This is a genomic window from Pseudooceanicola aquaeponti (assembly GCF_050897975.1).
Lineage (GTDB): Bacteria > Pseudomonadota > Alphaproteobacteria > Rhodobacterales > Rhodobacteraceae > Pseudooceanicola.
Window position 1 is genome coordinate 48,994 of record NZ_JBPAXY010000010.1, and the last position, 14,075, is coordinate 63,068.

General features: G+C 66.5%; 12 protein-coding genes. All 12 read right to left on the bottom strand.

Annotated features, from left to right (window positions below):
- Nucleotides 1-64: 64 nt before the first annotated feature.
- Nucleotides 65-871: an ABC transporter permease gene (locus ACRARE_RS21290; RefSeq protein WP_432658426.1), complete on the bottom strand. Its 807-nt coding sequence runs from the start codon at nt 869-871 to the stop codon at nt 65-67.
- Nucleotides 868-1,746, bottom strand: coding sequence for an ABC transporter permease (locus tag ACRARE_RS21295; protein ID WP_432658427.1), 879 nt, complete (start codon nt 1,744-1,746; stop codon nt 868-870). Before ACRARE_RS21295 ends, ACRARE_RS21290 begins: the two co-directional genes overlap by 4 nt.
- Complete coding sequence (locus ACRARE_RS21300) at nt 1,743-2,816, bottom strand: ABC transporter ATP-binding protein (RefSeq protein ID WP_432658428.1); 1,074 nt, start codon at nt 2,814-2,816, stop codon at nt 1,743-1,745. Before ACRARE_RS21300 ends, ACRARE_RS21295 begins: the two co-directional genes overlap by 4 nt.
- Before the next feature lie 89 nt (nt 2,817-2,905).
- Nucleotides 2,906-4,501, bottom strand: a complete 1,596-nt coding sequence (locus ACRARE_RS21305; protein WP_432658429.1) for a GMC family oxidoreductase — start codon at nt 4,499-4,501, stop codon at nt 2,906-2,908.
- Between the two features lie 389 nt (nt 4,502-4,890).
- Nucleotides 4,891-6,168, bottom strand: a complete 1,278-nt coding sequence (locus tag ACRARE_RS21310; protein ID WP_432658430.1) for a flavin-containing monooxygenase — start codon at nt 6,166-6,168, stop codon at nt 4,891-4,893.
- A gap of 330 nt (nt 6,169-6,498) precedes the next feature.
- Complete coding sequence (locus ACRARE_RS21315; RefSeq protein WP_432658431.1) at nt 6,499-7,596, bottom strand: Gfo/Idh/MocA family protein; 1,098 nt, start codon at nt 7,594-7,596, stop codon at nt 6,499-6,501.
- Complete coding sequence (locus ACRARE_RS21320; RefSeq protein ID WP_432658432.1) at nt 7,593-8,654, bottom strand: sugar phosphate isomerase/epimerase family protein; 1,062 nt, start codon at nt 8,652-8,654, stop codon at nt 7,593-7,595. Before ACRARE_RS21320 ends, ACRARE_RS21315 begins: the two co-directional genes overlap by 4 nt.
- A gap of 156 nt (nt 8,655-8,810) precedes the next feature.
- Nucleotides 8,811-9,905 carry a Fic family protein gene (locus ACRARE_RS21325; protein WP_432658433.1) on the bottom strand — a complete coding sequence of 365 codons (1,095 nt, stop codon included), beginning with the start codon at nt 9,903-9,905 and terminating at the stop codon, nt 8,811-8,813.
- A gap of 148 nt (nt 9,906-10,053) precedes the next feature.
- Nucleotides 10,054-10,836 carry an ABC transporter permease gene (locus tag ACRARE_RS21330; protein ID WP_432658434.1) on the bottom strand — a complete coding sequence of 261 codons (783 nt, stop codon included), beginning with the start codon at nt 10,834-10,836 and terminating at the stop codon, nt 10,054-10,056.
- Between the two features lie 2 nt (nt 10,837-10,838).
- Nucleotides 10,839-11,678, bottom strand: coding sequence for an ABC transporter permease (locus ACRARE_RS21335; RefSeq protein WP_432658435.1), 840 nt, complete (start codon nt 11,676-11,678; stop codon nt 10,839-10,841).
- Between the two features lies 1 nt (nt 11,679).
- A complete protein-coding gene (locus tag ACRARE_RS21340; RefSeq protein ID WP_432658436.1) occupies nt 11,680-12,726 on the bottom strand; it encodes an ABC transporter ATP-binding protein in 1,047 nt (348 codons plus the stop codon).
- A 79-nt stretch (nt 12,727-12,805) separates the two neighbouring features.
- On the bottom strand, nt 12,806-13,837 hold the full coding sequence (locus ACRARE_RS21345; protein ID WP_432658437.1) for an ABC transporter substrate-binding protein: 1,032 nt from the start codon (nt 13,835-13,837) through the stop codon (nt 12,806-12,808).
- Between the last annotated feature and the right edge of the window lie 238 nt (nt 13,838-14,075).

The window sequence follows — 14,075 nt, forward strand, 5'->3', positions numbered from 1 at the left end:
GGCCCCCTGGGATTTTGGTGGTCTTTGTGACGTCCGGGGGCGGGACGGGGTTGCGGAAAAGGGGTCAGGCCTCGCGCCGCATGGCGCGGGCGTTCAACACGATCACGATCGTTGCCAGCACCAGCGAGGCGGCGATCAACAGGGTCGAGACGGCGTTCAGTTCCGGCGTCGTGCCCTGGCGGATCAGGCTGAAGATATAGACCGGCAGGGTGGTGGCCCCGCCCGAGTTCAGCATGTTCGAGGTGATGAAATCGTCCATCGAGATCACGAAGGCGGTCATCGCCCCGGCAAAGACGCCGGGCATGATCATCGGCAGGGTCACCCGGCGGAAGACGGTGAAGGGCGCGGCGTAAAGATCGCGGGCGGCCTCGTCGAAATCCAGCGGCATCCCTTGCAGCCGGGCCCGAATGGGCATGAAGGCAAAGGGGGTGCAGAAGGCCGAATGGGCCAGCACCAGCCGCACCATGCCGTTTTGCAGCCCGATCTGGCTGAACAGGATCAGCACGGCCACCGCCAGCACGATCTCGGGCAAGAGCAGCGGCAGGTTCACCACCGTCTCGGAGACGCGGCGGAACTTCAGCCCCGGTGCCCGGGTCAGCACCAGCGCCGAGACCAGGCCAATCAGCGTGGCAATCACCGTGGCGATCACCGCCACGATCAGCGAGACGCGCAGCGCGCTCATCAGGGCCGCGTTTTCCAGGGCCGAGACGTACCACTTGGTCGAAAACCCGGTCCAGACCGAGACCAGACGGTTGTCGTTGAAGGAATAGAAGATGACCACCGCGATAGGCAGGTACAGCCACAGGAAGAACACCACCGACAGCAGGCGAAAGCCCGGGTAGGCGCGGATATTGCCGGATGCGGCGCTCATGGGGTGACCTCCGTCTGGCGGGCCAGGGCGCGGCGGGCATTGATCACCAGCACCCCGATCACCATCACCAGCAGCAGCATCGCGATGGCCGATCCGAAGGGCCAGTTGCGCGCGCCGCCGAACTGGTTCTGGATCAGCGTGCCCATCATCAACTGCTTGCCGCCGCCCAGAAGCATGGGTTCAAGCACGGTGCCCAGGCAGGGCACGAAAACCAGGATCGAGCCGGCGATCAGCCCCGGCGCCGACAGCGGCACGATCACCCGGCGCAGCGCCGTCCAGCGCCCGCCGTACAGATCGTGGCTGGCCTCGATCAGGGCCGGGTCCAGTTTTTCGACCGAGGCATAGACCGGCAGGATCATCAGCGGGATATAGCTGTAGACCATGCCGATCAGCATCGCCCCGGGCGTGAACAGAAAGCCCGGCACGTCCCAGCCCCCGAACAGGCGGAAGGCGCGTTCGGCCAGGCCGTCATTGCCCAGGATGATCAGCCAGGCATAGACCCGCACGATCATCGACACCCAGAAGGGCAGGGTGACCAGGTAGATCAGCAGCAGTTTCATCCGCGCCGATTGCAACGAGATGTAATAGCTGACCGGCAGCGCCAGCAGCAGCGAGATCAGCGTCGCCCCTGCCGCATAGGCCAGGGTGCGGCCGATGATGATCAGATAGGCCGGGTCGAACTCCAGCTCGTCGGTCCAGCCCTCGGTGTAAAGGATCTGCCGGTAAGAGGTCAGGTCGAACCCCCAGCTAAAGCCGCCATAGGCGCCGCGTTCGGCGACACTGACGCCGGCGACAATGAAGATGGGCAGGATCAGCGTCAGCAGCATCAGCGCCCAGGCGGGGACCAGCCCCCAGAAACGGAACGCCCGGCTCATTGGCCCAGGATCCGCGCATTGGCGGGCTGAAAGCCCAGGGTGACGCTGTCGCCGACCTCGATCCGGTCCGCCCGGGCCTGGGCGTTGCGGCGCGAGACGCGCAGGGCAACGCCGCCCGCCTCGACGGTGTAATGGGTGAACCCGCCCATGTAGTTGCGCGACACCACGGTACCCTGGCGGGTCTCGCCCTCGGCCTGGGTGTCCATCCCGATCTTCTCGGGGCGGATCGACAGCACGGCGGGGCCGGGGGCGGTGACGCCGCTTTGCGCCGTGGTCACGTCGAACCCAAGGGCGGTGCGGATCGTGGCGGTGTCGCCCGCGACCGACAGGACCTCGCCGTCCAGGAAATTGGTCTCGCCGATGAAATCGGCCACGAACCGGTTCTGCGGCGCCTCGTAGATCTCATCGGGGGCGCCGATCTGCTGCACCCGGCCATGGCCCATGACGGCGATGCGGTCGGACATGTCCAGCGCCTCTTCCTGGTCGTGGGTGACGAAGACAAAGGTGATGCCGGTCTCGCGTTGCAGGCGGCGCAGCTCGTCGCGCATCGACTGGCGCAGCTTCAGGTCCAGCGCCGACAGCGGTTCGTCCAGCAACAGCACCTCTGGTTTCGGGGCCAGGGCGCGGGCCAGGGCGATCCGCTGACGCTGGCCGCCCGACAGCTGGTCGGGCTTGCGCGCGGCGAACTGGGACATGTGGACCATCTCCAGCATCTCGGCGACGCGGGCCTTGATCTCGGGTTTCTTCCAGCCCAGGTTTTCCAGCCCGAAGGCAATGTTCTGCGCCAGGGTCATATGCGGAAACAGGGCGTAGTTCTGGAACACCGTGTTGATCTTGCGCCGGTGCGCCGGGCTGTCGCTGATCGTCTTGCCATTCAGCAGGATATCGCCCTGGCTGGGCGTCTCGAAGCCCGCGATCATCCGCAGCAGGGTGGTCTTGCCACAGCCCGAGGGCCCCAGAAGGGTGAAGAACTCGTTCTGCTGGATCTTGAAATCGACGTGGTCCAGCGCGGTGAAATCCCCGAACTGCTTGGACACCCCGGCGATCTCGATCGCGGATTGGCGGTTCATTCTGTCGTCCCTTCCCTTCACGCCCCGGGGGGCAAAGTCGCGCGTCTTGGCCGCTGCCCGGGCGGGCAGGGGCCGGGGTCCGGCCGCTCTTAGGCGGCTTCGGACAGGATCATGCGGGCGCAGCGTTCGCCGATGACCATCGTGGGGGCGTTGGTGTTGCCCCCGATCAGTTTCGGCATGACCGAGGCATCGGCCACGCGCAGCCCCGCGACGCCGTTCACCTTCAGCGTTGCCGGATCGCAGACCGCCATGGCGTCGGTGCCCATCTTGCAGGTGCCCACGGGGTGGAAGACCGTCAGGGCCTGCTCGCGCATGGCCTGGGCGATCTCTTCGTCGGTCTGCACCTTGTCACCCGGCAACATCTCGGTGCCGCGAATGCCGTCGAAGGTGCTGTCGGCCAGGATGGCGCGGGCGGTCTTGATGCCCTCGACCAGCACCGCCAGATCCTCGGGGTTCGACAGGAAGCGGGGGTCAATCTCCAGCTGACCGTCCTTGCCCAGACGGATCTCGCCCACCGACTTGGGCCGCAACACGCAGGTGTGGATGGCGTAGCCGTGGCCGTATTCCACCACCCGGCCCCGGTGGCTGCGATAGCCGGGGACAAAGTGGAACTGGATGTCGGGGTTTTCATTGGCAAACTTGGTGCGGGCAAAGCCGCCCGCCTCGACGTAGTTGGTCGCGAACATGCCGGTGCGATTGGCCAGGAACTTGAACGGCGCGGCGATCATCGAGGGCAGATTCAGCACCGACAGGCCAAGCGTCTTGGTGGATTTCGAGCGCACGGTGATCATCCCGTCCACATGGTCTTGCAGGTTCTGGCCGACGCCGGGCAGGTCGCATTTCACCTCGACCCCCGCGGCCTTCAGCATCTCGGCCGGGCCCACGCCGGAGCGCAGCAGCAGCTCGGGCGAGTTGATGGCGCCGGCCGACAGGACGACCTCTTTCGCCACTTTCAGCACCTTTGCGCCCTCGGGGGTGACCACCTCGACGCCGGTGACCTTGCCGTCTTCGATGACCAGCTTTTTGGTCTCGGTGCCCGACAGCACGGTCAGGTTGGGGCGATCCATCACCGGCTTCAGGAAGGCGCGGAAAGAGGACCAACGCATCCCGTCGTGCTGGGTCACGTTGTAGATGCCCAGACCCTCCTGGCGGGCGTTCATGTCGGTCGTCTCTTCCAGGCCCTTGGCGCGGCCCGCCTTGATGAACATGCGGCTGACCGGGTTCGGATCGCGGTGGCGGTCGACGTACAGTTCGCCCCCCGTGCCGTGCAGCTCGGGGTCCTGGCCCAGCTGGTTGTTCTCCAGATCCTTGAAGACCGGCAGCATGTCCTTCCACGCCCAGCCGTCACAGCCCAGATCGGCCCATTCGTCGTAATCGCGCGGCAGGCCCCGGATATAGAGCATCGAGTTGATCGCCGACGAGCCGCCAAGGGCCTTGCCCCGGTTCATCGGGATCCGGCGGCCCGCCATCTCGGGCTGGGGGACGGACAGGAAGCTGTAGTCGTATTTCGGATCGTTATAGAGCGACAGGATACCGGCAGGCACCCGCACGCGCGGCGAGCTGTCCTTGCCGCCCGCCTCGACGATGCAGACCCGGGTCGCGGGATCCTTCGACAGGCGGTTGGCCAGAACGCAGCCAGCGGACCCGGCGCCAATGACGATGTAGTCGAACGTGTCGTTTTCCATGCGATCCCCGATAAGTCGTGCTCAAGCTTGGTCGCATCGCGGCGGGGCCAGAACCCATTCAAAAAATTCAAGCCACCGATTAGGGAAGTCCTAAGCCTAGACATTTCAGAAGGTTAGGCGCAGATGCGGTTTTCCCCCCGGCGGCCCTGCCTGAAAAATGGGCAGAAAGCCTGCTGTCTGCGCGGTAGAACGGGTGTTTTCTCAGCGTTTCCAGGGCCTTGCTGACGCCGCCTCGCGACAGCCTTCCGTTTTTCCGAAGCCGCGTTGGCGGCGGGCCGGGCGGGGCGACTCGGCCCCGGGGCCGGGCATGAAAAACCCCGCAGGCCCTGGGGTCCGCGGGGGTGGGAAGATCCGCGCCGGGGCGGGCGCGGGTCAGGGGTGCGGGCCGCTTACTCGGCGGCGGCAGCGGGGGCCGGTTTGGCCTCGGCGCCCTGATACTCGGCGTATTTGTGCTGCGTCGCGATATGGTCGGCGATGTATTTCGCATCGTGCCAGACGCCCCAGATAAAGGTCGAGCCACGGCGCGACAGCCAGGGCAGGCCGACGAAGTAGACGCCCTGTTCCGGCGACACGCCGCGCTGTTGCACCGGGCGGCCCGCCTCGTCGAAGGCATCGACCTTCAGCCAGGGGTAATCCTGCTTGAACCCGGTCGCCCAGAGAACGGTGGTAATCCCCGCCTCGGCCAGGTCGATCTCGCGCAGCGGGTTGGTCATGCACTCGGGGTCGGGCAGCAGCTGGCGCGCCTCGGGTTCCTCGGGCAGGTCCAGGCCGTTGCGTTCGATATAGGCGTCGGCCGCATCCAGGATCGAGAAATAGTCGGCATCGCCGCCGCGGATGTTCTCGGCCAGGTCGGCCGCAAAGCTCAGCTTGCCGTCCGCATAGGCGCCGGTCATGCCGACCAGGTTCATGCCCTTGGCCGCCAACTCGCGGAAATCAATGGTCTTGCCGCCGTGTGCGCCCGAAACCGAGATGGTGACATGTTCCTTGCCCGGCTCCATCGCGGCGGCGTCCCACAGGCCCAGAACACCCAGCCACCAGACGAAATCGCGGCCCCGGTACATGCGCGGCGGGCGGTCGTGGGGTCCGACCGACAGGTAGACCTCGCGGCCCGAATCCAGCAGTTCCTCGGCGATCTGCACGCCCGACGAGCCCGCGCCCACGACCAGCACCGCGCCCTCGGGCAACTGGCCCGGGTTGCGGTAGGCGCTGGAATGCATCTGCGTCACCGGCGCATCCTCGGGGACGATCTTGGGGTAGACCGGCACCTGGAAGGGGCCCGTGGCGGCCACCACGCTGTTTGCCTCGTAAGCACCTTCCGAGGTTTCCACGATGAAGCCCGGCGCGCCCTCTTTCTTGGTGACCGAGGTCACCTCGACGCCCTCATGAATCGGTGCGTCGATCATCTTTGCATAGTCGACGAAGTAATCGGCCACCTCTTCCTTCGGCACGAAGGCGTCGGGGTCGGCCTTGAATTCCATGTTGGGGAAGCGGTCGTGCCAGGCCGGGCCGTTGGCCACTAGCGAATCCCAGCGTTCCGAGCGCCAGCGCTCGGCGATCCGGGCGCGTTCCAGCACCACATGCGAAATGCCCAGCTTGCCCAGATGCTCACTCATGGCGACGCCGGCCTGCCCTCCGCCCACAACCAGCGTTTCGATCTTCGTCGCCATTTTCTACCTCATGTCCTGTGTCTGTCATCGCCCGCGTTCGGGATAGGCCGAAGGTAGGGGATGGGCGACGGGGCCAAAAACATGAATTTCAAAACCCTTGCTTGGGAAACGGCTAATCAGCCGCCGGGCGACGCGCTTATATTCACATAATCTTTCTTAGCGAATAGCTGTGAAACCGGCCAGGATTGAAGCAATTTCAATGCCTTGGACCGGCGCCCGGATGCAAAACGGGACGGCGCAGTCACCTGCCCGTCCCGTCCGTTACGCCCAGCCTAACCGGCCCGGTGCCGCCGCCGGGCGCGATCCGGTCCGCAGGCGCCTGCCCGTTGCTCAGTCCTTAAGCGCGGTCCAGCGGCCATCGTCGGCGTCCGAAGCCAGACAGGCCTCGATAAAGCGCAGGCCCTGCACCCCTTCGACGACGCCCGGCAGGCCATCGGGCAGCGCGCCCGCCTCGATGGCGTCCGCCGCATCGGCGTAAAGGGTGGCAAAGGCCTCCAGATAGCCCTCGGGGTGGCCGCCGGGCACCCGGGCCTGGCCCTGGAACCCGGGACCGCCCCGGGTCAGGATCTGCGGCGCCTCGCCCAGGCGGGTAAAGCGCAGCTCTTCGGCGCGGTCGTGGCACCAGTCTACGGTGGCTTCCTCGCCGATCACCCGCAGGCGCAGGTCGTTGTCATGGCCCGGCGCCACCTGGCTGGCCCAAAGCATTCCGCGCACCCCCGCGCCGAGGCGCATCATCACGTGGATATTGTCATCCACCACCCGGCCTTCGACAAAGCTGTGCATCTCGGCCGCCACCTGTTCGATCGGCAGGCCGGTCACGAAGCGCGCCAGATGGGCCGCATGGGTGCCGATGTCGCCAATGGCGCCGGTGCCCGCCTGTTTCGGATCGGCGCGCCAATCGGCCTGTTTGCCGCTGACCGGCGCCGCCAGCCAGTCCTGCACATATTCCACCTGCGCCAGACGCAACCGGCCCAGGGCGCCCTCGGCCACCAGCCGCCGCGCCTCGCGCAGCATCGGATAGCCCGCATAGGTATGGGTCAGGATGAACAGCGCATCGGACCGCTCGGCGATCTCACGCAGCGCCAGCGCCTCGTCCAGGGTGGCGGTCATCGGCTTGTCGCAGATGACGTGAATGCCCGCCTCCAGAAAGGCCTTGGCGGGGCCGAAATGGACGTGGTTGGGGGTGACGATGGCCACCGCGCGGATGCCATCGGGGCGCGCGGCCTCGGCCCGAGCCATCTCGGCCCAGTCGTCATAGCTGCGCGCGATCCCCAGCTCGGCGGCGCTGGCCGCGGCGCGCTCGGGATCCGACGACAGCGCGCCCGCCACCAGGTTGAACCGGCCATCCAGCCGTGCGGCGATGCGATGGACGGCGCCGATAAAAGCCCCCTGCCCGCCGCCGACCATGCCCAATGCGATCTGTTTCATGCGTCCAGCCCCAGCAGTTTGTTCAAGGTTGCGCGGTCCGTCGCCCCGCCTGCGAAATCGTCAAAGGCCACCGGCGTGGGCTCGATGATATGGCGCGCGATAAAGGGCGCGCCCTCGGCCGCGCCCTGGGCGGGGGATTTCAGGCAGCATTCCCATTCCAGCACCGCCCAGCCGTCATAGCCATATTGGGTCAGCTTGCCAAAGATACCGGCGAAATCGACCTGCCCGTCACCAAGCGAGCGGAAGCGCCCGGCGCGCTCGGTCCAGCCGTTGAACCCGGAATAGACCCCCTGGCGGCCATCGCAGTTCAGCTCGGCATCCTTGACGTGAAAGGCGCTGATCCGGTCGTGGTACAGGTCGATGAAGGAAAGGTAATCCAGCCCCTGCAAGACGAAATGCGACGGGTCGTAGTTGATCGTGGCGCGGGAATGCCCGTCCAGCGCCGCGACGAAGCGTTCGAAACTGGCGCCATCCATCAGGTCTTCGCCCGGGTGCAGTTCATAGGCGTAGTCGACGCCCAGATCCTCGTGCGCGTCCAGGATCGGGCGCCAGCGGCGCACCAGCTCGGCGAAACCTTCCTCGATCAGCCCCTGGGGCCGTTGCGGCCAGGGGTAGAGGAAGGGCCAGCAAAGGGCGCCCGAGAACCCGACCTGCACGTCCAGGCCCAGGTTGCGGCTGGCCCTGGCGGCCTTGATCACCTCGCCCGCGGCCCAGCTGGCCTGCTCGCGCGGCTTGCCGCGCAGGGCCTCGGGGGCGAAGGCGTCGAACTGCGGGGCATAGGTGGGGTGCACGGCGACAAGCTGGCCCTGGATATGGGTCGACAGCTCGGCGATCTCGACGCCCTGCGCGGCGCAGACCCCCTTCAGCTCGTCGCAATAATCCTGCGACGTGGCGGCCAGATCCAGGTCGATCAGCTTTGCATCGCAGGGGATCTGCACCCCTTTGTAACCCAGACCGGCGGCCCATCCGGCCAGCCCCTCCAGCGTGTCGAAAGGGGCCTCGGCGCCCAGGAACTGCGCCAGGAAGAGGGCCGGGCCCTTGATCGGTTTCTGTGTCATCAACTCACCTCTCGCCCGCCTGGGCGCTGCGTGGATCGGGGCGCAGGCAGCGCCCCGAAAGGGGCCGCCGCGCCATCGCCGCAGGTATAGACATAAGGCCGCGCGCCCGAAAGGCAGGCGCCCTTAGGTTTTGCCGAAGCGACGCTCAGGCCGGCCCTATTCCGGCGCCGCCTCGGCCAGGTAGTAGCGGGTCGAGCGGCCCCCGCCCGCGCCCCGGCACAGCACCCCGCGCCGTTCCAGATCGGCCAGGTCGCGGCTGGCCGTGGCGGGCGAAACCTTGGCGATCTTGCCCCAGGGCCCGGCGCTGATCCCCTGGGCCAGCCGCGCCTCGCCTTCCGCGAAAAGCCGCCGCAACACCTGCGCCGCCCGGGGGGGAAGATCGCCGTGGCGGGTAAAGAAGGCGTTGCGCCGAAGCAGGAAACGCGCCTCGGCCTCGGCCGCATCGACCCCCGCCAGCAGCCGGTCCAGCAGCCACAACACAAAGGGCGTGGCGTCGATCCGCCCCCCGACCACCCGCCGCCCGGCCTGCAACGCGGCGTAATAGCCGCGCTTGTCGGCCTCGATCTGCCGCGACAGCGAAAAGGGCAGCGCGCCGCCGGGGTCGCTGGCGAAGACATGCTCTAGGATCGCCCGCCCGATCCGCCCGTTGCCATCGGCGAAGGGGTGGATGGATTCGAACCACAGATGGGCCAGGGCGGCGCGGATCGGCACCGGATGGGGCGCCTCGGCCAGCCAGGCCAGGAAGCGTGCCATCTCGGCCTCCAGCCGCTCGGGCGGGGGCGCGGTGTAAAGGACATCCTCGCGCCGTCCCGAGGGGCCGCGCACGATCTCCATCGCGAAACTGCGCCACTGGCCGCGCTCTTCGGCCTCGGTGCCGTGAAACAGCAGGGCGTGCCAGTGCTGCACCCGGTCGGCGGTCAGCGGGCCAGTGCCTTCGCGCGCCTCCAGCATCAGATCGGCGATGGCATCGCTGCGTTTCACCGGCCCCGCCGCCCGGTCGCGATGCGACAGCGAAGCGACCACCGAGGCCTCGATCTCTGCCGCGCCAAGGTCCACGCCCTCGATGGCGAAAGAGGCCAGCGCCTCGCCGGTCACCGCCCGCAGAAAGGCCGCCTGCCGGTCCTCGGCCGACAGCCCCGCCTGCATCCCCTGCATGGCGCCAAGCCGCGCGGCCACCTGCGCCAGCCGGGTTTCGGTGGCGGCGGGGTCATGCCGGAACTGCGGCCAGGCGGGTGTGTTCCAGATCTCCATGAGGGGAATATGGGGGATATTCCCCTCAGGAATCAAGCATAGGTGAGGTGATTAGCGGCGCCAAAGCCCTCATCCGCCCTGTCGGGCGTCCTCGGGGCAGGCCCGGCGGCCCGCCCCGCACCGGGGCCTGACGGGGGGAGCAGACGCGTCAGACCTTGTGCATCTTCAGCCCGATGACCTTTTCCACGATCACCACAACGGTGATGGTCGCCACGATCGACAGGGTCGAGACGGCGGCGGCCTCGGGGGTGTAGTTGGTCTTCAGATAGTCGAACAGCTGGATCGGCAGGGTCGCCGTGCCGATGGATTTCAGCAACAGCGAGATGGTGAAGATGTCGAAGCTGATGACGAAGCTGAACAGCGCCCCCCCGATCATCCCGGGCTTGATCAGCGGCAGCATGATCCGGCGGAACCGCGTCCAGGGCCGCGCCCCAAGCGAGCGCGCCGCCATGGACCAGTCGGGATCATAGGCCTCCAGCGAGGCCGAGACGTTCATGAAGACAAAAGGCAGCGTCATCAGCACGTGGCCAACCAGCAGGCCGAACATCGTCTTGGTGCCAATGCCGATGTCATAGAGGAAGAACAGCAGGGCGATGGCCGTCAGGATTTCCGGCAGCAGCAGCGGCGACAGGGCGGCGACGCGCACCACCTCCTTATACTTGCCAGCGAAGTTCACATAGTGGATCGCCGCCATGGTGCCGATGATCACCGAGAAGAAGGTGGCCACCGCCGCGATCCACAGCGAGGTGCCGATGGCGCGCAGGAAGACCTCGTTTTCGAAGAAGGTGAAGTACCAGCGCAGCGACAGGCCCTGCGGCGGGAAGGTCAGGAACTCACCCGCGTTGAAGGATGCCCCCACGACGACAAAGATCGGCGCCAGCAGGAAGGCATAGACCGCCAGGCAGTAGATGTTCAGGATATTGCGGCCCATGGTCATTTCCACTTCATACGGGTCAGGCGGGCGAAGATCAGGACCGAGCCACCGCCCAGCACCGACAGGGTCAGCGCCAGGGCGGCGCCGAAGGGCCATTGGAAGGTGTCGATCATGGCGTCGACGACCGTCACGGCAGTGGTTTTCACCCGCAGGCCACCGATCAGGGCCGGCGTCACATAGGAGGACAGCGCCAGCACGAAAACCAGGATACAGCCCGACTGGATCCCGGGCATGGCCAGGGGCAGCAGCACGCGGCGGATCACCGTCGGGCGCTTGGCGCCCAGGGATCGCGCGGCAGAGCTGACCGAGGGGTCGATCCCCTGCACCGCCGACATGATCGGCAGGATCATGAAGGGCAGGAACACATGGGTCAGGGCAATGACGATGCCGAGCGTATTGTACATCAGCGGCAAGGGCCCGTCGATCCAGCCCCAGCCCCGCAGGGTCCGGTTGATCACGCCGTTATTGCCCAAAAGGATGGTCCAGCCGTAGGACCGGATGACGATCCCTACCAGAAGCGGCGACAGCACGATGCCGTAAAAGAGGCCACGCAGCTTCAGGTCGGGCCGTGCCAGCTGAAACGCCACCGGCAGGCCGATCACCAGCGTCGCCAGGGTGGTGACCGCGCCGATCAGCATCGTGTTCAGCGCCTGTTTCACATAGAACCAGTCGCCCAGGATTCGGGTGAAGTTGCCGAAGGTATAGCCCTCGCCATAGGGCGTGCCCTGCCCCGGTTCGCGAAAGGCCGAGATGAAGACGCTGACATAGGGAATGCCCAGAAAGACCACCAGCAGGATCCCGGCGGGCAAGAGCAGCAGAAGGGTCTTGCGCTGCGACATCTCAGTATTCCCGTTCCAGCTGGCGGAAGCGCGCCAGGTCCACCGACAGGCTGACCGCGTCGCCGGTGGCGAAGGCATGGCGGGGGATGGTCTTCACCTCCAGCGCGGTGCCATCGGCAAAGCGCAGGGTATAGTCGACGATGGCCCCGGAATATTGCACCCGCTCGATGGTGGCGGGGGTGCCGGGCTGGCCTGCGGGGGCGATGTCCACCGCCTCGGGGCGCAGGGCCAGGGTGACGGTCTCGCCCAGGCCCGGGGCGGTGACCGGCACGGGGCCAAAGGGGGTGGCCGCATGGCCCGGGGTCTCGGGGTCCATCGGCGCCTCGATCAGGTTCACCTGACCGACGAAGCCCGCCACGCGGGCGGTTTTCGGGGTCTCGTAGATCTCGCGCGGGGCGCCCGCCTGGGCGATATGGCCGTCGAACATCACCACCACCATGTCCGACATGGTCATGGCCTCGGCCTGGTCGTGGGTGACGTAGATCGTGGTGATGCCGACCCGCTTTTGCAGATCGCGGATGAAAACGCGCATTTCCTCGCGCAGCTTGGCATCCAGGTTGGCCAGCGGTTCATCCAGCAGCAGGATGCGCGGCTCGATGGTCAGGGCGCGGCCGATGGCCACCCGCTGCTGCTGCCCGCCGGACAGCTGCGCCGGATAGCGGTCGGCCAGATGATCCAGCTGCACCATCTCCAGCGTGGCCTGCACCCGGGCCTTGATCTCGGGCTTGGCGATCTTGCGCATCTCCAGCCCGAAGGCCAGGTTCTGCGCCACGGTCATATGGGGAAACAGCGCGTAGTTCTGAAACACCATGCCGATGTCGCGATCCTCGGCAGGCACCCGGCCCACGTCCTCGCCGTCAAAGGCGATCTCGCCGCTGGTCACATCCTCGAACCCGGCCAGCATCTTCAGGGTCGTGGTCTTGCCGCAGCCCGAAGGGCCAAGCAGCGACACGAACTGCCCCGAGGGAATGTCGAGCGTGATGGAATCCACTGCCGGTTTCCCGCCCGAGTAGATCTTGGTGAGCCGGTTCAACCTGACTTCGGTCATGATATGCGCGTTCCTGTGGTGCCTAAGTGCCGAGGCAGGGCCGCGGGGCCCTGCCTCCTGTCATGCGAAAGGGGGCGGGTCAGCCGACCTCGCGGGCCCAGCGTTCGGACAGTTCGTTCTGGTTCTCGTTCACGAATTCCCAGTCCCATTGCAGGATCGCCGACATCGCCTCGCCGGAGATCGGCACCTGCGCCTTCAGCTCTTCGGGCACGGTGACCTTCGAGTTGGTGGGCGAGGTGAAGAACTGGCGCATCAGCATGTCCTGGATCTCGGGCGAGATCAGGAAGTTGGCATAGGCATAGGCCAGATCCTTGTGCGGCGCATTGGCCAGGATGTTCAGGGTCTGGTCAAAGGCGATGACGCCTTCCTCGGGCACCACGTAATCCACCGGCAGGCCCTGGCCCTTCAGGCGGACGATTTCCGCGAAATCGAAGGGGGCCACGGCGATCTCGCCCGCCGCCATGGCGGTGGAGAGGTTGAAATCGACCTGGATCACCTGGCCCAGATCCGCCAGCGCCTTGAAGCCCGCGTCGACGTCATACTGGTCTTCGCCGTACAGCATCGAGGCCAGCAGCAGCTCCATCTTGCCCGCCGAGTTGGCAAAGTTGTAAAGGCCGATCAGCCCCTTGTAGTCGTCCTTCCACAGGTCCTTCCAGGAGGTCGGCGCGGGCACCATGTCGGTGCGGAAACCGATGCCGATCGGGGAATAGGTGCCGACCGCGCCATAGCCACCGGCGCTTTGCGCGATCGGGTACAGATCGGCGTAGTTGGGCATCTTCGACAGATCCAGCGGCTCGAAGAAGCCTTCCTTGCGCAGGGACTGGGCGAAGACCTCGTTGGTCATCACGATGGAATAGGGCGGCTCTTCGGGGCCCGCGGCGCGCAGGTTGGCGCCGAAGACGCGGCCATTGCCCACGTCCAGGGTGACATTGGCGCCGGTCAGCTCGGTAAAGGCCGGGGCGATATGCTCGCGCCAGAACTGTTCCCAGACACCGCCCAGGGTGGGCACCACCAGGGTTTCGGCATTCTGGGCATAGGCGTAGCGGGGCATGAAGGCGCTCAGGCCAAGGGCGCCCATGCCGCCAAGGGTTTGACGTCTCGTCAGGGTCATTTGGGTCTTCCTCTGTTGAACAGTCGCGTTGAACGATGACGGCCCGGATCTTGCTGCCCGGTGCCGGAAAAGGGGGCGCCCCCCGAAGGGGAAGGGGGCACCCCGAAGCGGCCCCCTAAGGGGCCGCGATAGGGGCTCAGCCGCCGAAGGCCTGGCTGGTCTTCAGGGCGATGTAATCGGCAAAGCTGATCGGTTCGTACTTGGCGCCATCCTTGGCGAAGGGCGGCAGGCATTCGAT